Source organism: Pseudomonas sp. G3-39, from assembly GCF_054790485.1.
Map to the genome: position 1 here is coordinate 6,059,128 of NZ_CP186497.1, position 17,204 is coordinate 6,076,331.

Consider the following 17,204-nt stretch of genomic DNA (forward strand, 5'->3'; position numbering starts at 1 on the left):
CTGACCGTCGGGCGGGCGTCATTATTTTGTCTGATTGAGTACCAGCAACAACGCGGCTGTTTGCGCGTCCGGCATACCGTCGAAACGGGAAGGGCGGAAATGCATCTGGAACGCTGCGAGCACATGGCGCGTCGCTACATCCAGCTCGCCGGTTTGCGGGGTGTCGTAACCGACGCGCGCCAGTTGTTCCTGGAACCAACTGATGCTCGGCAATTCGGCGTTGAACAGTACCTGCTGCCGCGCCACCGCTTGTTCATTAGGCCATACGCCCAGGCCTTCGGCGGCCAGACGTTTCCATGGGAACAGTGGGCCGGGGTCGAGTTTGCGCAGGGGCGCGATGTCGCTGTGGCCGATGATATGGCGCGGGCTGATGCCCTGGCGCTGACTGATGTCCTTGAGCAGAACAATCAGCGACTGAATCTGCGCTTCGCTATAGGGGAACCACAGGCGCCCGGTCGGCGTGTCCTTGAAGCCCGGATTGACGATTTCAATACCGATCGAGCTGGAATTGAGCCAGGTGCGGCCCTGCCATTGGCTTTCCCCGGCGTGCCAGGCGCGCTGGTTTTCATCCATCAGTTTGAAGATGGTGGCGCTCTTGTCGTCGCCGATCAGGTAGTGGCTGCTGACTTCGCCGTGGGTCAGCAGTTGCAGCGAACGCGCGAGCGACGCCGAGGTGTAATGCACGATCACGAACTGCACGCGGCTGTCGTGATTGGCCGAAGGATGGCTGGTGTCGTAACGCGGGCCGCTGGCACAACCGGCCAGAACGAGCAGCGACGCGAGGAGGGCAAAAAATTTCATGGCAGAAGACAGTACACGCAAGACAGTAATGCAACAGTGTAACGTACTGCCTTGGGTCTCGACGGCCGGCGGGCTGAATTAAACAAAATGGAACAATTGCTCAGCCCAGCTCGACCCGGTTGCGCCCGCCGTTTTTTGCGCGGTACAACGCCTGATCGGCTCTTTTGAGCACCAGATCGCTGTGTTCTCCCATCCTGAACGACGCCAGGCCCATGGAGATGGTGATCGTCACCCGGTCGCCCTTGAAGTGAAACGGGCAGGCTTCGATCGCCGCGCGCAGGGTCTCCAGCAGTTTGGCGCCCACCGCAGGCGTGGTCGCCGGCAGCAGCAGAACGAATTCCTCACCACCAAAACGGGCAATGAAATCCGCTGCGCGCAGGCGTTTGCGCAGCACTGTGGCGATGATCTTCAGCACCTTGTCGCCGGCCAGATGGCCGTAGTTGTCGTTGATGCGCTTGAAATGATCGAGGTCGAGCATCGCCAGACTCAAGGTGTTGCCGTGTTGCTGCCACTGCTTGATCTCGTGTTCCAGGCGTTCGCTCCAGGCGGCGCGGTTGGGCAGGCCGGTCAGCGGATCGATCAGGGCTTTCTGCCGCTGTTCTTCCAGGTGTTCGCGAAAGCCCAGGGCTTCCTGCTCCATGTGCGCGACACGCTCGGCCAGACCCTTGAGGCGTGCCGCCACTTCCTGCTCGCGGGCGTCGCGTTGTTTCTGGTGTTGATCCATGGTGCCGAGCAGGCCTTCCAGATGGTTCTCCAGCACTTGCTTGAGGTCATCCAGATCGGCCGCTTCCTGCATGCTGGTCTGCAAACCATCGACCTGCTCGCGGATCTGCGTGTCCATCGCCCGCGCCGCCGAGCTGTTGTCGGCGTGGCCATCGCTGGCGGCCTGCAGGTTGCTCTGGAACGCTTCGAGGCGCTCGTTGAGTTGCTGCAGATAGGCTTCGAATTCGTGCTGGCCGCTGTCGGTGATCGCCAGCATCAAGGTCGCCAGATCGTCGAGAATCGGCAGCAGTTCGTACCAGTTCAGGCCATTTTTCAACCGGTCGCGCATTGCTTCGGCCTGCGGGCGATGGCGCTCGGGCAGGGTCAGGTCGTCGAGCAGCCCGATCAGCGTGTCTTCGATGTGTTTGGCCACTGAACTGTAAGACGGCTCCGGGGAATCGGGCAAGGCGTACAGAATGTCCTGCTCGGGTTGCTCCGGATCGATGGCGGCCAAAGCCTGGGCAATCGGTTCGGGTAGGGGCAGAGTATCGAGGAGCAACGGTGCCGGGATGTCGCCCGGGTGGATCAACTCGTCGGGGTTGACCGCTGCAGCAGGTGCTGGCGCCGTGATCGGGGTGGTCGGCCGTTCGGCTTCAGGTTCGGCCGCTGGTAGTGCAGGTGCAGCAACGGGTTCGCTGATCGGCTCGGCAGCAATGACCGGAGGCACGAACGCGAACACAGGTGATTCGGACTCGGGCTGCACTGCTGGCGTTTGCTTAAGCTCGGCCTCTGGTGGTTGCGCGATGGCCGCTACGGTGACGGGTGCTGCCGGAATCGGCTCGACCGCTGCGGTTGGCGCGGGTACCGGCTCAGATGCAGGTTCAGCATTGGCCGGCGTCGGCGTCGGCGTCGGCGTCGGCGCCTGAGGCTGATCCGAAGACTCTGGCACCCCTTCACTGTCACGGCTGCCAAACAGGCGCTGCAAAAAGCCCGGGCGGTCGGGCTCGGGCGGCGTTTCCAGCTGGCTCAACGCCTTGCCCTGCAAACCACTGAGTTCGCTCAGCAGCAGCGGCATTTCCCGCGCCTGACCGACCCGGCTGTCGAGTTGCTTGGCGAATTTCTTCAGCGGCTGGGCGACTTCCCGGGGCAGCGGCAGCGCTTGTAGCTGGGTGACCAGCGCGGTAAGCGCGGTGCTGACCTGATCGATTCGGGTTTCGCGACGTTGTTCGGAATCGAGCACGGCTTTTTCCAGGCGCGGCAGCAGGGCGGCGAGGCCGGCGTCCATGTCGTCGGTGCGCACCACGTCGCGCATCTCTTTCATGCACTGATCAACGACCTTGTCGGTGCCTTCAGCGGCCAGCGTGCTGCGCACCAGACCGCGGCGCAGCAAGTCGAGCCGGGCGGCCCAGCGACGTTCGAGCTTGTCCTGTTGTTCGATGCTTTTGAGGTACTTCTCTTTCCAGCGCTGGGCGTCGTCGCTCATTCAGGGGTTCCGCGAGGGGCAGGACTCAACGCGGGCAATGCATCGGCCGTGAGCGAACCCGGCAGACGAATCTCTACCGCGACCGGCAGGTGATCGGAAATGGGTTGGGCCAGCACTTCGACCTTTTCCAGGGTCAGGGTCGGGCTGAGCAAAATATGATCAAGGCATCGCTGTGGCCGCCAGCTGGGAAAGGTGGCTTGCATCTGCGGGGCCAGCAGGCCGAGATCGCGTAACGGTGACTGTTGTAGCAGATCACTGGCATGGGTGTTCATGTCGCCCATCAATATCTGGTGCTTGTAGCCACTGATCAGGTCACGAATATAGGCCAGTTGCAGGCTGCGCACCCGTGCGCCGAGCGCCAGATGCATCATCACCACCACCAGCGCCTCCGGACCTTCACCGAAGCGCAGCAGGATCGCGCCGCGACCTTTCGGGCCGGGCAGCGGATGATCTTCGATCGCCCACGGTTTCAGGCGACTGAGCACGCCGTTGCTGTGCTGGGCCAGTCGGCCGAGGTTGCGATTGAGTTGTTGATACCAGTAGGGGAAGGCGCCGAGGTGGGCCAGGTGTTCGACTTGATTGACGTAGCCTGAGCGCAGACTGCCGCCATCGGCTTCCTGCAGGGCGACCAGATCGAAGTCGCCAAGCAGGTCACCGATCTTCTGCAGATTGCCTGAGCGCCCGGTGTGCGGCAGCAGATGCTGCCAGCTACGGGTCAGGTAATGCCGATAGCGCTCGGTGCTGATGCCGACCTGGATATTGAAACTGAGCAAGCGCAGACGATGGTCTGCGGGCAGGCCCGTGGACTCCAGGTGATGCTCGTTGACCTGCGGATCATGCAGGCCAACGCTGCGTTCGGTGCCCCAGCGGCGCATGGCGGTTACCGCGCTTAGTTGGCGGCTGCCTTGTTGGCCGCTCGCTCTTTGGCGACCAGTTGATCAGCCAGTTTCAGGGCTTGCTCGGCACCACCGGCAGAGCCGATGTCGAAGCGGTACTTGCCGTTGACGATCATGGTTGGCACGCCAGTGATTTCATACTTCTTGGCCAGCTCACGCGCTTTGACGATCTGACCTTTGATCGCGAACGAGTCAAAGGTGGCGAGGAACTTGTCCTTGTCCACGCCTTGTGTGGCGAGGAAGTCAGCCATGTCGTTCTTGTCGGTCAGCTTCTTGTGTTGTTTCTGAATTGCTTCGAAAACCGCAGCGTGAACCTTGTGCTCGACGCCCATTGCTTCCAGGGTCAGGAACATTTGGCCGTGAGCGTCCCACGGGCCGCCGAACATGGCAGGAATGCGTACGAAGTTGACGTCGGACGGCAGTTTTTCAACCCAGGGATTGATCACCGGCTCGAACGCGTAGCAATGCGGGCAGCCGTACCAGAACAGCTCCACGACTTCGATCTTGCCAGGCTCTGCCACTGGCACCGGGTTGGCCAGTTCGACATAGGGTGCGGCAGGGGCTTCAGCGGCCTGGGCGGTCACGCCGAACAGGCTGGCAGCGACGAGGGCGGCGCTGATGATCAGATTACGCATGCTTTACTCCTGGACAATTTTGGTCGCCTCGCGCGACCTGTTTTCAGACAGATCCTGGCGGGCATGAGTTCTGTAGTGTAACGGCAGCGGCCACAAAAAAGGGCGGCCAAAGCCACCCTTTTTATACTTGCTGCGCCGGATTAATCGAGCGTTAACGTTGCAGGAGATGTCCATCAGCGTTAACGCTCGATTCAGGGCGGTTAGTGCAGGCCCTGGATGTAGCTGGAGACTGCGGCAATGTCTTCGTCGCTCAAGCGCTTGGCGATGGTCTGCATCGTCATGGTGTCGCCGTCGTTGTTGCGGCCGCCTTCTTCCTTACGGAAATCGGTCAGTTGCTTGGCGATGTATTGAGCGTGTTGACCACCCAGATGCGGGAAGCCAGCGGCGGCGTTGCCGGCGCCATTCGGCGAGTGGCAACCGGTGCAGGCTGGCAGCCCCTTGGCCAGATTACCGCCGCGGAACAAAGCTTCACCGCGAGCGACGATCTTCGGATCGGCTGCGCCGACGCTGCCTTTCTGGCTGGCGAAGTAGGCTGCGATGTCAGCCAGATCCTGGTCGCTCAGGTTGGTCAGCAGGCCGGTCATTTCCAGAACGGTGCGCTTGCCCGACTTGATGTCGTGCAGTTGCTTGGTCAGGTAGCGTTCACCCTGACCGGCCAGTTTCGGGAAGTTTGGCGCCATGCTGTTCCCGTCAGGGCCATGGCAGGCTCCGCAGACGGCAGCTTTCGCCTGGCCGGCGGCGGCATCACCGGCAGCATGGGCGAAGCCTGAAATTCCCACGGTCAACAGCAGACTCACGATCAATTTGTTCATCAGCTAATCCAACTACGGCTAAGGGTTAAGAGTTATGGACCGGGTTTACTCTCGCTCATCCAAAGGATGATGGCCTGGTAATCCTCGGCACTGCAGTCCATGCACAAACCACGCGGCGGCATCGCCTTGAAACCCTGGGTCACGTGTTGCACCAGCGTCCCCATACCTTTCGCCAACCTCGGCGTCCAAGCTGCCTGATCGCCTCTTGCGGGCGCCATGGGTAGTTGGCCGGAATGACAGGCACCACAAACACGGTTGTACACGGCTTCCGGTTCCTGTGTAGCCTGTGCGCCGCAAAGCGGTATCAGGACTCCGGCAGCCAGCAGCCATTTCGTCATAAAACGACCTTTTCAGGGTTGAGAGCGTTCTGCGTTCTGATGCGCAATCAAGGTCTTTGGCTCTCATGAACTTCATCCTTCGCTGGGACAAAGCACACACAAAATCTGCGGCATTATATACTGGCGTCACTGAAACGGAAGCGACACCGCGTTCCGCGCCCAATCCCGGCGCCGCCCACATCGGAAATCCCATGCAACTCAAGAATCCCATCCTCGGCCTGTGCCAACAGTCCACATTCATGCTCAGTGCCGCCAAAGTCGATCAATGCCCTGACGACGAAGGCTTCGAAGTGGCGTTCGCCGGTCGTTCCAACGCCGGTAAATCCAGCGCACTGAACACCCTGACTCACGCCAGTCTGGCGCGTACCTCGAAAACCCCGGGTCGCACACAGCTGTTGAACTTCTTCAAGCTAGACGATGAACGGCGTCTGGTCGACCTGCCGGGCTATGGTTATGCAAAAGTACCGATCCCGCTCAAGCAACACTGGCAGCGTCACCTCGAGGCGTACCTCGGTGGCCGGGAGAGTTTGAAGGGTTTGATTCTGATGATGGACATCCGTCATCCAATGACCGACTTCGACCTGCTGATGCTCGACTGGGCCGTTGCGGCCGGCATGCCGATGCATATTCTGCTGACCAAGGCCGACAAACTGACCTACGGCGCTGCCAAGAACACCCTGCTCAAAGTGCAGGCGGAAATCCGCAAGGGCTGGGGCGATCTGGTGACAATCCAGCTGTTCTCCGCGCCAAAACGCATGGGCCTGGAAGAGGCCTACACTGTGTTGGCAGGCTGGATGGAACTGGCCGATAAAGGTGCCGAATTGCCTGCTGAGTAAATCGCAGGCAAAAAAAGCCCCGGACTTCATATGGGGAGGGAGAAGTTCCGGGGTTCAAGTTCCGAACCGCTAGGGCGGGGTTCAGATATCTGCCAACACTTAACACAACATAGGAGCATCGAAGGGCTTCACCAGCCATTCAGTATCTCTGAGTAGTGAGTTGTCAGATTAGTTCAGATTTTTTTCAAAAAGCTTTGGAATAACCGCAAGCGCGATTCGAAATAAGCGCTTTTCGGCCGTTTGCCGCGACAGTGTGTCGCGGCAAACGCCCGGTCTAGACGCCTCAGTGCGCCTCATCCCAGTTGTTGCCGACGCCAACTTCCACCAGCAACGGCACGTCCAGTTTCGCCGCTTCGCTCATGTGCAGGCGGATTTCCTGACTCACCTGATCGACCAGATCCTCGCGAACCTCCAGTACCAGTTCGTCGTGCACCTGCAGGATGACTCTGGCGTCCAGCCCGGACGATGCCAGCCAGTTATCCACCGCCACCATGGCTTTCTTGATGATGTCGGCGGCGGTGCCTTGCATCGGCGCGTTGATCGCCGTGCGTTCGGCGGCAGCGCGTTCCTGCGGCTTGTTCGAGTTGATTTCCGGCAGATATAGGCGACGACCGAAGAAGGTCTCTACATAGCCTTGGTCGGCGGCCTGCTTGCGGGTGCGCTCCATGTATTCGCGCACACCCGGATAACGGGCGAAGTAGGTGTCGATGTAGGCCTTGGCGGTCTTGGTGTCGACGCCGATGTCCTTGCCGAGTTTCTGCGCGCCCATGCCGTAGATCAGGCCGAAGTTGATCGCCTTGGCGCCACGGCGCTGGTCGGAAGTCACGTCGCTCAGCTCGACCTTGAATACTTCAGCGGCGGTCGCGGTGTGCACGTCCAGATTGTTGCGGAAGGCGTTCATCAAGCCTTCGTCCTTGGACAAGTGGGCCATGATCCGCAGTTCGATCTGCGAATAGTCCGCTGCCAGCAGTTTGTAGCCTTTGGGCGCGACGAACGCCTGACGGATGCGGCGGCCTTCAGCGGTACGCACCGGAATGTTCTGCAGGTTCGGATCGCTGGAGGACAAGCGCCCGGTCGATGCCACGGCCTGGTGATACGAGGTGTGGATACGCCCGGTGCGCGGGTTGATCTGCTCCGGCAGGCGATCGGTGTAGGTGCTTTTCAGCTTGCTCATGGAACGGTGTTCCATCAGCACTTTTGGCAAGCGGTGATCGTCCTCGGCCAGTTTCGCCAGCACTTCCTCGGCGGTCGATGGCTGGCCCTTGGCGGTTTTCTTCAGCACCGGCAGGCCGAGTTTTTCGTAGAGGATCACGCCCAACTGCTTCGGCGAGCCGAGGTTGAATTCTTCGCCGGCGATCTCGAACGCTTCACGCTCCAGCGCGACCATCTTGTTGCCCAGTTCGATGCTCTGGATGCCGAGCAGCTCAGCATCGACGAACGCGCCCTGACGCTCGATGCGCGCCAGCACCGGCACCAGCGGAATCTCGATGTCGGTCAGCACGCTGGCCAGGCTCGGGATCCCGCTGAGTTTTTCAAACAGGGTCTGGTGCAGGCGCAGGGTAATGTCTGCGTCTTCGGCGGCGTACGGGCCAGCCTGCTCAAGGGCGATCTGGTCGAAGGTCAGCTGCTTGGCGCCTTTGCCGGCGATGTCCTGGAAGCTCACGGTGGTGTGATCCAGGTACTTCTGCGCGAGGCTGTCCATGTCGTGGCGGGTAGCGGTGGAGTTGAGCACGTAGGACTCAAGCATGGTGTCAAAGGCGATCCCGCGCACATTGATGCCTTGGCTCTGATCGCCGCCGATGGCGCAGTTGGCCAGAATGTTCATGTCGAACTTGGCGTGCTGGCCGACCTTGAGTTTGTTCGGGTCTTCCAGAATCGGCTTCAGCGCGCGCAGCACCGTGTCGCGATCCAGCTGCTCGGGCACACCGATGTAGGAGTGGGTCAGCGGAATGTACGCGGCTTCGTTGGCTTGCACCGCGAACGACAGGCCGACCAGTTGCGCCTGTTGCGCGTCGATGCCGGTGGTTTCGGTGTCGAAAGCGAACAGCTTGGCGTTGTTCAGTTTCTCCAGCCAGACGTCGAAACGCGCCTGATCAAGGATGGTTTCATACGCTGCTTCGGTTGGAGCGGCAGGGGCTTCTTCTGCGGGGGCGCTGAACAGATCGCCAGCCGGCGCAGGTTCGGCGGCATCGCTCAGTTCCTGGCGCTTGGCGTCACGATCGAGGTCGTTCAGCCAGCTTTTGAATTCCAGCAAGGTGTACAGCTCGTAGAGCTTGGCCGGGTCTTCCGCGCCCATCTGCAGGTCATCGAGGCCGATGTCCAGCGGCACGTCGACTTTGATGGTCGCCAGTTGATAGGAGAGGAAAGCCATCTCCTTGTGCTCTTCGAGCTTGGCCGGCAGGGTCTTCGCGCCGCGAATCGGCAGGGTCGGGACGATGTCGAGATTCGCGTACAGCTCGGTCAGGCCGCCGTTGACGCCGACCAGCAGGCCGGAGGCGGTCTTCGGACCGATGCCGGGAACACCCGGAATGTTGTCGGAAGAATCGCCCATCAGCGCCAGATAATCGATGATCTGCTCGGGTGCGACACCGAATTTCTCCTTCACGCCCTCCACATCCATCGAGCTACCGGACATGGTGTTGACCAAGGTAATGTGGCCATCGACCAGTTGTGCCATGTCTTTGTCGCCGGTGGAGATGATCACCGGACGATCCGCCGCCGCGCTGCTGCGGGCGAGGGTGCCGATCACGTCGTCAGCCTCGACGCCTTCCACGCACAGCAGCGGAAAGCCGAGAGCGATCACGCTCTGGTGCAGCGGCTCGATCTGCACGCGCATGTCGTCGGGCATGCTCGGACGGTTGGCCTTGTATTCGGCGTACATCTCGTCGCGAAACGTCCCGCCCTTGGCGTCGAAGACCACGGCGAACGGGCTGTCCGGGTACTGCTTGCGCAGACTCTTGAGCATGTTCAGCACACCTTTGACCGCGCCGGTCGGCAGGCCTTTGGAGGTGGTCAACGGTGGCAGGGCGTGGAAAGCGCGGTACAGGTAAGACGAACCGTCCACCAGGACGAGGGGGGCTTGGCTCATGAGCAGAATCAACCTTTTCGGCGGGCCCGGCGCTAGAATAGCGGGACCGTTGACGACAAAGGGACAAGGTTATCATGCGTACGTTAAATCGCTTGCTGCTGGTCGGTTTGATTGCGGCCTCACCATTGGCCGCGATGGCGGCGGATGATGCGCCGTCAAAGGAGCCGGAAGTTACCATTAACACGCACACCGAAGGCGACAAGGTCATTCAGGAGTACAGCCGCAGTGGCTTTGTGTATGCGATCAAGGTCACGCCGAAGGGCGGCAAACCGTATTTTCTGGTGCGCGCCGATGGTTCGGACGTGAACTACATCCGTTCCGACCAGCCGGATATGCTGATTCCGTCGTGGGAAATCTTTACCTGGAAGTAAGATTCCCGACTTTTAATCGGCGCCGCTTGATCGCGGCGCCCGAACTGAGCAGTTTTTAACCATGTCTGTGTTCACCCCCCTGGCTCGGCCCGAGCTGGAAACCTTTCTCGCCCCTTACGGGCTCGGCCGTCTGCTTGATTTCCAGGGGATCGCCGCCGGCAGCGAAAACACCAATTTCTTTATCAGCCTGGAACAGGGCGAGTTCGTCCTGACCCTGGTCGAGCGCGGCCCGGTGCAGGAAATGCCGTTCTTCATCGACCTGCTCGACGTGCTGCACGAGGCTGATCTGCCGGTGCCCTACGCGCTGCGTACCACTGACGGCGTGGCCCTGCGTGAACTGAAGGGTAAACCGGCATTGCTCCAGCCGCGCCTGTCCGGCAAGCACATCAAGGTTGCCAACGCCCAGCATTGCGCGCAGGTTGGCGAGTTGCAGGCGCATCTGCACCTGGCGACCCAGGGCGAGCGCATGATCAAGCGCAAGACCGATCGTGGCCTGGACTGGATGCTGGAGGAGGGCACGGAGTTTCTTTCGCATCTGGCGGACGAGCCGCGTGCGCTGCTGCACAAGGCACTGGAGGAGATCACTGCGCAGAAAGACAGAATTCTCGCGCTGCCACGGGCGAACATTCATGCGGATCTGTTCCGCGATAACGCGATGTTCGAAGGCACGCACCTGACCGGGTTGATTGACTTCTACAACGCCTGCTCGGGACCGATGCTCTATGACGTGGCGATTGCTTTGAACGACTGGTGTTCGGATGAGGATGGCTTGATTGATGGGCCGCGTGCCCGCGCATTCCTCGGCGCCTATGCGGCGCTGCGTCCGTTCACTGCCGCTGAAGCGGAGCTATGGCCGACCCTGCTGCGTGTGGCCTGTGTGCGGTTCTGGCTGTCGCGGTTGATCGCCGCCGAGCAGTTTGCCGGGCAGGACGTGCTGATTCACGATCCGCGGGAGTTCGAGCAGCGCTTGGCGCAGCGGCAGCAGGTACATACACCGCTACCTTTCGCCCTTTGAAAGCTTCGCGAGCAGGCTCGCTCCCACAGGGTCTCGGCGATCCTGTGGGAGCGAGCCTGCTCGCGAATGGGGGCAACACCTTTGCCGGGGATTACAGAGATTCCAGGCACCTGGCCAAATCGTTGCCCAGCTTCTCCAGCACCTGCTCATACCCCTGAGCTGTCGCCGGTGTATAGCCGCCCAACGCATCCAGCTCCGCCAGTTTCACCGGCAGACCCGCTACCAGCGTCTCCGCCAGGCGTGGACGCAACGGTGGTTCGCTGAACACACAGGTCTTGCCGACTTCCTGAAGGCGTTTGCGCATTGCCGCCACATGCTGCGCGCCGGGCTGCACTTCCGCCGCCACACTGAACACGCCGGTGTGCTTCAGGCCGTAAGCCTCTTCAAAGTAATCAAACGCCTCGTGGAAGACGAAGTAGGGCTTGCCCTCAATGCCGGCCAGACGCTGCTTCAAACGTGCATCCAGCGCATCGAGGCGCTCATCGAAGGCCTTGGCATTGCTCTGATAACGCTCGGCATTCGCCGGATCCGCAGCGCTCAAATCAGCCGCCATCCTGTCGGCAATCACCCGAGCATTGACCGGCGATAGCCACAAATGCGCGTCCAGCGTGCCCGGGCGATGATCGTGATCATGCTCGTCGGCATCTTCGGCGTGGGAGTGGCTGTCTTCGGCAAAGCGGCGCAACTTCATGCCCGGCAGGTCCTGCACGGCGACGCTCGGCAGCGTACGACCGTTGAGCACGCGCGGCAGGAAACCTTCCATGTCCGGGCCGATCCAGTACAGCAGGTCCACCGATTGCACCTTGCGCACGTCGGACGGGCGCAACGCGTAGTTGTGCGGCGACGCGCCCGGCGGCAGCAGCACTTCCGGGATGGCCACGCCGTCCTGCACCGCGGCGGCAATCAACTGCAGCGGTTTGATGCTGGTGAGAACCCTGACCTCGGCCTGAGCCGAACCGATCAGCAGAAAACTGGCGATAAACGCCACAAAAACAGAAAAAAGTCGGGACACGATGACCACTCAAGGAGGCGAGAACGGGTAACATAATAACGTCTCTATCAAAACGCGTCGCCGCCCATGCCTATTACACCGATTGCCAGCCGTCCCCACGACCACTCTCATTGCGTGCACAGCGCACTGACCGAGGCCGATACCTTGTGCGCCCAGAAAGGCCTGCGCCTGACTGCGTTGCGCCGGCGGGTGCTGGAACTGGTGTGGCAGAGCCACAAGCCACTGGGCGCCTACGACATTCTGGCGGTACTGAGCGAGCAGGACGGCCGCCGCGCCGCGCCGCCGACCGTGTACCGCGCGCTGGATTTCCTTCTGGAAAACGGCTTGGTGCACCGCATCTCCTCGCTCAACGCCTTCGTCGGTTGTGTGCATCCCGAGCATGCGCATCAGGGCCAGTTCCTGATCTGCCGCGAGTGCCACGCCGCGATCGAGCTGGAACAGAAAGCCATCAGCGACGCGATCATCCACAGCGCCAGGGATGTCGGGTTCATCGTCGAAGCGCAGACCGTCGAAGTGGTCGGCCTGTGCTCCGGTTGCCAGGGGGCTTGATGAGCAACCCGTTGATCCGTCTTGAGCAGGTCGCCGTCACTTTTGCCGGGCAGACCGTGTTGGACAACATCGAGCTGAGCGTCGAACCGGGGCAGATCGTCACCCTGATCGGCCCCAACGGCGCCGGCAAGACCACCCTGGTGCGCGCCGTGCTTGGCCTGCTGAAGCCTGACAGCGGCAGCGTCTGGCGCAAGCCAAAACTGCGCGTCGGCTACATGCCGCAAAAGCTGCACGTCGATCCGACCTTACCGTTGTCGGTGCTGCGCTTCCTGCGTCTGGTGCCCGGTGTAGACCGCCCGCGCGCGTTGGCGGCGCTGAAAGAAGTCGGCGCCGAACACGTCATCGACAGCCCGGTGCAAAGTGTTTCCGGCGGTGAAATGCAGCGCGTGCTGCTGGCTCGGGCGCTTTTGCGCGAGCCTGAGCTGCTGGTGCTGGATGAGCCGGTGCAGGGCGTCGACGTCGCCGGGCAGGCCGAGCTATACAGCCTGATTACCCGCCTGCGCGACCGTCACGGTTGCGGCGTGCTGATGGTGTCCCACGATTTGCATCTGGTGATGAGCACCACCGATCAGGTGGTGTGCCTGAATCGCCACGTCTGCTGCTCCGGGCATCCCGAGCAGGTCAGCGGCGATCCGGCGTTCGTCGAGCTGTTCGGCAAGAATGCGCCGAGCCTGGCGATCTATCACCACCATCACGACCACGCCCACGACCTGCACGGTTCGGTGGTCAAGGCGCCCGGTGCGGGCCACACCCACGTTCACGGAGACCACTGCAAGCATGGCTGATTTTCTGTTGTATGCCCTGCTTGCAGGTCTGGCGCTGGCGCTGGTGGCCGGGCCATTGGGTTCGTTCGTGGTCTGGCGGCGCATGGCCTATTTCGGCGACACCCTGTCACACGCTGCGCTGCTTGGCGTCGCCCTGGGCTTTCTGCTGGATGTCAGCCCAACGGTCGCGGTGACCGTCGGCTGCCTGCTGCTGGCGGTGCTGCTGGTGACCTTGCAACAGCGTCAGCCGCTGGCCTCCGACACGCTTTTGGGAATTCTCGCACCGAGCACGCTCTCTCTCGGGCTGGTGGTACTAAGCTTCATGCATGAAGTGCGGATCGACCTGATGGCCTATCTGTTCGGCGACCTGCTGGCGATCAGCCCGACCGATCTGGCGTGGATCCTCGGCGGCAGCGCGGCGGTGCTGGTGCTGCTGGTGACGCTGTGGCGGCCGCTGCTGGCGATCACCGTGCATGAGGAATTGGCCAAGGTCGAAGGCCTGCCGGTGGCGGGCCTGCGCATGGCGCTGATGCTGTTGATTGCGGTGGTGATCGCGGTGGCGATGAAAATCGTCGGTGTGTTGCTGATTACTTCGCTGCTGATCATTCCGGCGGCTGCGGCACAGCGTCACGCCCGCTCGCCGGAGCAGATGGCCGTGGGCGCGAGCCTGCTGGGCATGCTCGCCGTATGTGGCGGGCTGGCGTTGTCATGGTTCAAAGACACCCCGGCGGGGCCGTCGATCGTTGTGACGGCGGCCGCACTGTTTCTGCTGAGTTTTGTTCTGCCCCGTCGAGGGGTGTAGACTTGCTCGCTTTTTGCGCAATTAGAGAGTCGCAGGAATGAAGCCGTTCGCCTCCCGTTATCTGCTCCTTGTCGCATTTTCCGTGCTGCTGGGCGCCTGCCAAAGCACGCCGCCGGTGGCCGAAGCCCCCGACGCGCGGGCCACGGCCATCGCACAGCTGGAGCAAAGCCTGGCCAGCAGCGAACTGGCCACCGCCGAAGACCAACTGGCCGCCTTGCAGGCACAAACCCCCAACGATCAGTCCCTGGAGCAATACCAGCGCCAGTTGGCTGAGGCCTACCTGCGCCGCAGCCAGATCGTATTGCAAAAGGGTGATGTGAACGCCGCAGCCACTGCGCTGAGCCGTGCCCGTGCCCTGATGCCGAAAGCCCCGGCGCTGACCGGTGGCGTCAATGGTGCCATCACCGAAGCGCGCAAAGCCGAGCTGGAGAAAGCCGAAGCGGCGCTGCTGGCGGCCGAAGCCAAGCCGAAAGCCAAGGTCATCGATCCGACTGCCGAAAGCACCACGGTGGCGCTGAACATCAACGATAGCCGCAAGCTTCGCCGGCAACTCGACGCGATCGCCGCCGATGTGGTGAATTATGAGTGCGCCGTGAGCATTCAGGCGCCGCGCACCCAGGATTACCCATGGCTGGCGACGTTGCTGAGCAAGCGCGTGAAGAAACTCAATCCGGATTTTGAGCTGAAGATTGAAAAACAGATCCTGCGCACGGTGCCGGCGCAGATGGTTCTGATTCCAGCCAAACCCTAAAAGCTTCGCGAGCAGGCTCGCTCCCACAGGTACAGCGTGAACCCTGTGGGAGCGGGCTTGCTCGCGAAAGCGTCCTCTCAGCCAGCCAAGAACTTAAGCTGGAATGGCCTTGGCCTTAGGCTCCCGCGCCCAGACCCGATGCTGCCCGATCGCCGCGAAGAACGGCTTGGTCAACCCCGGCACATCCTTGCCCTGCAGCAGTCCTGCATCCGCTTCCAGCTTCAGCAGATCCTGCAACTGCTTGGCCTCGCCGTGCAGCGCAATCGCCTTGAGGTGTTTGTAGGCTTCCAGCAGGTAATGCAGCGCCACGCCGTCGCCACTCAACGCCTTGATCGACGCCGCACCACCTGGCACGAATACCGCATCGAAGATCACTGAAGGCATACCTTCCATGGATGCGTCCACCGGCAGGGCTTTGCCGTCGGCAGTCTTCACCGGTGCCGAAGTCGGGCCGAGCAGCTTGGCGTGCGCACCTTCTGCTTCCAAGGCCTTTTTCATCGCATCAATCGCTGCGCCATCGACGCCGTTAGCGGCAAGAATCGCCACTTTGCGGGTTTTGATGTCCTCTGGCAGTAGATTCGCTTGACTCAGTGCTGGCGAATGATCGAACGAAGTCTTGCGCACCTCGACCGTGCTTTTGTTCGGCGCCGGCAGCCCGAGGTTGGCCGCGACACGTTTGGCCAGTTCCAGGTCAATGTTGGCGAGAATCTCGTTCACCTGCCGTGCACGGATGAACTCGCGTTCGACCTTGCCCAGCTCGAAGCTGTAGGCGGCGATGATGTGCTCCTTCTCGTGCTCACTCATGCTGTTGAAGAACAGCCGCGCCTGCGAGAAGTGATCGCTGAACGACTCGCTGCGCTGGCGGATCTTGTTCGCATCGATGCGTTCCGGGTAGCTCTCGAAGCCGCCGTCCTGCGCGGCTGGCGGAGTCTCTTTCGGCCAGCCGCCATCAATCGAGTTCGGCTCGTAGGACGCGCGACCCTTGTCGATCACTGTGCGGTGCTGCGCGTCGCGCTGGCCGTTGTGGAATGGCGCCACCGGGCGGTTGATCGGCAGCTCATGAAAGTTCGGCCCACCGAGTCGGCTGATTTGCGTGTCGGTGTAGGAAAACAGCCGGCCTTGCAGCAGCGGGTCATTGGAGAAATCGATGCCGGGCACGATGTGGCCGGGGCAGAATGCGACCTGCTCGGTCTCGGCAAAGAAGTTGTCCGGGTTGCGGTTGAGGGTCATCTTGCCCAGCGGGGTGATCGGCACGATTTCTTCGGGGATCAGCTTGGTCGGGTCGAGGATGTCGAAATCGAAGTCATGTTCGTTTTCCTCCTCGATGATCTGCACACCCAGCTCCCATTCCGGGTAGTCGCCCATCTCGATGGCTTCCCAGAGATCGCGACGGTGGTAGTCGGTGTCTTTACCGGCGAGCTTCTGCGCTTCGTCCCACACCAGCGAACAGGTGCCGGCGGTAGGGCGCCAGTGGAATTTGACGAAGCGCGATTTGCCCTCGGCGTTGACCAGGCGGAAGGTGTGCACGCCAAAGCCCTGCATGCTGCGCAGGCTTTTCGGGATTGCCCGGTCGGACATCGCCCAGATCACCATGTGCGCCGATTCCGGTACCAGCGAGACGAAGTCCCAGAAGGTGTCGTGGGCCGAGCCGCCAGTGGGGATTTCGTTGTGCGGCTCGGGTTTCACCGCATGGACGAAGTCGGGGAACTTGATCGCGTCCTGAATGAAGAACACTGGCATGTTGTTGCCGACCAGATCGAAGTTGCCTTCGTCGGTGAAGAACTTCACCGCGAAACCGCGCACGTCGCGCACGGTGTCACCGGAACCGCGCGGCCCCTGCACGGTGGAAAAACGTACGAACACCGGAGTCTTTTTCCCCGGATCCTGTAGGAAGCCGGCCTTGGTCAGTGTCGAATGGTTCTCGTAGGCCTGAAAGAAACCATGCGCGCCAGTGCCGCGCGCGTGAACAATGCGCTCCGGAATGCGTTCGTGGTCAAAGTGCGTGATTTTCTCACGCATGATGAAGTCTTCCAGCAACGACGGCCCGCGCGGGCCGGCCTTGAGGGTGTTCTGGTTATCGGCGACCTTCACCCCTTGGTTGGTGCGCAGGGCCTGGCCGGTAGCGTCGGAGCGAAATTTCTCCAGGCTGTCGAGTTTGGCGTTGGTGTTGGCGCGATCCTTGGTATCGGTTCCGGCCAGCTGGCTTTTGTCGGTCGTAGGTTTCTTGCTGCTCATCAGACGTAAACTCCTCGGTTGACCCCGTTTCAACGGGGACTCTTGAGCGTTTCCGGGCACGGTTACCCAGGGTTTCAAGTCGCTTAACTAGTGACCAATGAGCAGGAACGGGCG

At 61.4% G+C, this 17,204-nt stretch carries 16 protein-coding genes; 7 read left to right on the forward strand and 9 right to left on the reverse strand.

Features of this window, described 5'->3' with window-relative positions; genetic code table 11:
* Positions 1-21: 21 nt before the first annotated feature.
* The 6 genes from ACOYXG_RS27385 to ACOYXG_RS27410 form a co-directional block, all read right to left on the reverse strand.
* A complete protein-coding gene (locus ACOYXG_RS27385) occupies positions 22-801 on the reverse strand; it encodes an N-acetylmuramoyl-L-alanine amidase (RefSeq protein WP_460355087.1) in 780 nt (259 codons plus the stop codon).
* Positions 802-901: 100 nt separating this feature from the next.
* Positions 902-2,986, reverse strand: coding sequence for a GGDEF domain-containing protein (locus tag ACOYXG_RS27390; RefSeq protein WP_460355089.1), 2,085 nt, complete (start codon positions 2,984-2,986; stop codon positions 902-904).
* Positions 2,983-3,861, reverse strand: a complete 879-nt coding sequence (locus tag ACOYXG_RS27395; protein WP_027610242.1) for an endonuclease/exonuclease/phosphatase family protein — start codon at positions 3,859-3,861, stop codon at positions 2,983-2,985. Before ACOYXG_RS27395 ends, ACOYXG_RS27390 begins: the two co-directional genes overlap by 4 nt.
* A gap of 14 nt (positions 3,862-3,875) precedes the next feature.
* Positions 3,876-4,517, reverse strand: coding sequence for a thiol:disulfide interchange protein DsbA/DsbL (locus ACOYXG_RS27400; protein ID WP_027610241.1), 642 nt, complete (start codon positions 4,515-4,517; stop codon positions 3,876-3,878).
* A 200-nt stretch (positions 4,518-4,717) separates the two neighbouring features.
* The gene (locus ACOYXG_RS27405) at positions 4,718-5,329 is read right to left on the reverse strand and encodes a c-type cytochrome (RefSeq protein WP_016986443.1); all 612 of its coding nucleotides are present in this window, start codon (positions 5,327-5,329) and stop codon (positions 4,718-4,720) included.
* 32 nt (positions 5,330-5,361) lie between these two features.
* Complete coding sequence (locus ACOYXG_RS27410; RefSeq protein ID WP_096797607.1) at positions 5,362-5,667, reverse strand: c-type cytochrome; 306 nt, start codon at positions 5,665-5,667, stop codon at positions 5,362-5,364.
* Between the two features lie 191 nt (positions 5,668-5,858).
* Between ACOYXG_RS27410 and yihA the strand changes: the two genes are divergently transcribed.
* Entirely contained in the window at positions 5,859-6,503 is a 645-nt protein-coding gene (gene yihA / locus ACOYXG_RS27415) for a ribosome biogenesis GTP-binding protein YihA/YsxC (RefSeq protein ID WP_027610238.1), read from the forward strand.
* Between the two features lie 283 nt (positions 6,504-6,786).
* On the opposite strand, the gene polA is transcribed toward yihA, so the two are convergent.
* Positions 6,787-9,591 carry a DNA polymerase I gene (polA, locus tag ACOYXG_RS27420; RefSeq protein WP_460355095.1) on the reverse strand — a complete coding sequence of 935 codons (2,805 nt, stop codon included), beginning with the start codon at positions 9,589-9,591 and terminating at the stop codon, positions 6,787-6,789.
* 74 nt (positions 9,592-9,665) lie between these two features.
* On the opposite strand from polA, the gene ACOYXG_RS27425 reads away from it, so the two are divergent.
* Both ACOYXG_RS27425 and ACOYXG_RS27430 read left to right on the forward strand, forming a co-directional pair.
* Positions 9,666-9,962 (forward strand): DUF2782 domain-containing protein, encoded by a 297-nt coding sequence (locus tag ACOYXG_RS27425; RefSeq protein ID WP_007962757.1) that lies wholly within the window; start codon positions 9,666-9,668, stop codon positions 9,960-9,962.
* 61 nt (positions 9,963-10,023) lie between these two features.
* Entirely contained in the window at positions 10,024-10,977 is a 954-nt protein-coding gene (locus ACOYXG_RS27430; protein ID WP_115988526.1) for a homoserine kinase, read from the forward strand.
* A 91-nt stretch (positions 10,978-11,068) separates the two neighbouring features.
* Here ACOYXG_RS27430 and ACOYXG_RS27435 read toward each other — a convergent pair whose 3' ends face one another.
* Positions 11,069-11,989, reverse strand: coding sequence for a zinc ABC transporter substrate-binding protein (locus tag ACOYXG_RS27435; RefSeq protein WP_460355098.1), 921 nt, complete (start codon positions 11,987-11,989; stop codon positions 11,069-11,071).
* Positions 11,990-12,055: 66 nt separating this feature from the next.
* Here ACOYXG_RS27435 and ACOYXG_RS27440 point away from each other — a divergent pair, with 66 nt between their 5' ends.
* From ACOYXG_RS27440 to ACOYXG_RS27455, 4 genes are read left to right on the forward strand one after another with little or no spacing between them, the layout of a single operon-like run.
* Positions 12,056-12,538 (forward strand): Fur family transcriptional regulator, encoded by a 483-nt coding sequence (locus tag ACOYXG_RS27440; protein WP_097090199.1) that lies wholly within the window; start codon positions 12,056-12,058, stop codon positions 12,536-12,538.
* Positions 12,538-13,323 carry a zinc ABC transporter ATP-binding protein ZnuC gene (gene znuC, locus ACOYXG_RS27445; RefSeq protein WP_027610233.1) on the forward strand — a complete coding sequence of 262 codons (786 nt, stop codon included), beginning with the start codon at positions 12,538-12,540 and terminating at the stop codon, positions 13,321-13,323. The genes ACOYXG_RS27440 and znuC overlap by 1 nt, the downstream gene beginning before the upstream one ends.
* Complete coding sequence (gene znuB, locus ACOYXG_RS27450) at positions 13,316-14,104, forward strand: zinc ABC transporter permease subunit ZnuB (RefSeq protein ID WP_008081222.1); 789 nt, start codon at positions 13,316-13,318, stop codon at positions 14,102-14,104. Before znuC ends, znuB begins: the two co-directional genes overlap by 8 nt.
* 37 nt (positions 14,105-14,141) lie before the next feature.
* The gene (locus ACOYXG_RS27455) at positions 14,142-14,855 is read left to right on the forward strand and encodes a PA5502 family lipoprotein (protein ID WP_103367997.1); all 714 of its coding nucleotides are present in this window, start codon (positions 14,142-14,144) and stop codon (positions 14,853-14,855) included.
* Positions 14,856-14,948: 93 nt separating this feature from the next.
* Here ACOYXG_RS27455 and katE read toward each other — a convergent pair whose 3' ends face one another.
* Entirely contained in the window at positions 14,949-17,090 is a 2,142-nt protein-coding gene (katE, locus tag ACOYXG_RS27460; RefSeq protein WP_460355104.1) for a catalase HPII, read from the reverse strand.
* Between the last annotated feature and the right edge of the window lie 114 nt (positions 17,091-17,204).

Bases quoted from the DNA above. Each gene is read 5' to 3' on its own strand.
- ACOYXG_RS27385 (WP_460355087.1), bottom strand. From the start codon at position 801: ATGAAATTTTTTGCCCTCCTCGCGTCGCTGCTCGTTCTGGCCGGTTGT.
- znuC (WP_027610233.1), top strand. From the start codon at position 12,538: ATGAGCAACCCGTTGATCCGTCTTGAGCAGGTCGCCGTCACTTTTGCC.
- znuB (WP_008081222.1), top strand. From the start codon at position 13,316: ATGGCTGATTTTCTGTTGTATGCCCTGCTTGCAGGTCTGGCGCTGGCG.
- ACOYXG_RS27410 (WP_096797607.1), bottom strand. From the start codon at position 5,667: ATGACGAAATGGCTGCTGGCTGCCGGAGTCCTGATACCGCTTTGCGGC.
- ACOYXG_RS27395 (WP_027610242.1), bottom strand. From the start codon at position 3,861: ATGCGCCGCTGGGGCACCGAACGCAGCGTTGGCCTGCATGATCCGCAG.
- katE (WP_460355104.1), bottom strand. From the start codon at position 17,090: ATGAGCAGCAAGAAACCTACGACCGACAAAAGCCAGCTGGCCGGAACC.
- ACOYXG_RS27405 (WP_016986443.1), bottom strand. From the start codon at position 5,329: ATGAACAAATTGATCGTGAGTCTGCTGTTGACCGTGGGAATTTCAGGC.
- ACOYXG_RS27455 (WP_103367997.1), top strand. From the start codon at position 14,142: ATGAAGCCGTTCGCCTCCCGTTATCTGCTCCTTGTCGCATTTTCCGTG.
- ACOYXG_RS27390 (WP_460355089.1), bottom strand. From the start codon at position 2,986: ATGAGCGACGACGCCCAGCGCTGGAAAGAGAAGTACCTCAAAAGCATC.
- ACOYXG_RS27400 (WP_027610241.1), bottom strand. From the start codon at position 4,517: ATGCGTAATCTGATCATCAGCGCCGCCCTCGTCGCTGCCAGCCTGTTC.
- yihA (WP_027610238.1), top strand. From the start codon at position 5,859: ATGCAACTCAAGAATCCCATCCTCGGCCTGTGCCAACAGTCCACATTC.
- ACOYXG_RS27440 (WP_097090199.1), top strand. From the start codon at position 12,056: ATGCCTATTACACCGATTGCCAGCCGTCCCCACGACCACTCTCATTGC.
- polA (WP_460355095.1), bottom strand. From the start codon at position 9,591: ATGAGCCAAGCCCCCCTCGTCCTGGTGGACGGTTCGTCTTACCTGTAC.
- ACOYXG_RS27425 (WP_007962757.1), top strand. From the start codon at position 9,666: ATGCGTACGTTAAATCGCTTGCTGCTGGTCGGTTTGATTGCGGCCTCA.
- ACOYXG_RS27430 (WP_115988526.1), top strand. From the start codon at position 10,024: ATGTCTGTGTTCACCCCCCTGGCTCGGCCCGAGCTGGAAACCTTTCTC.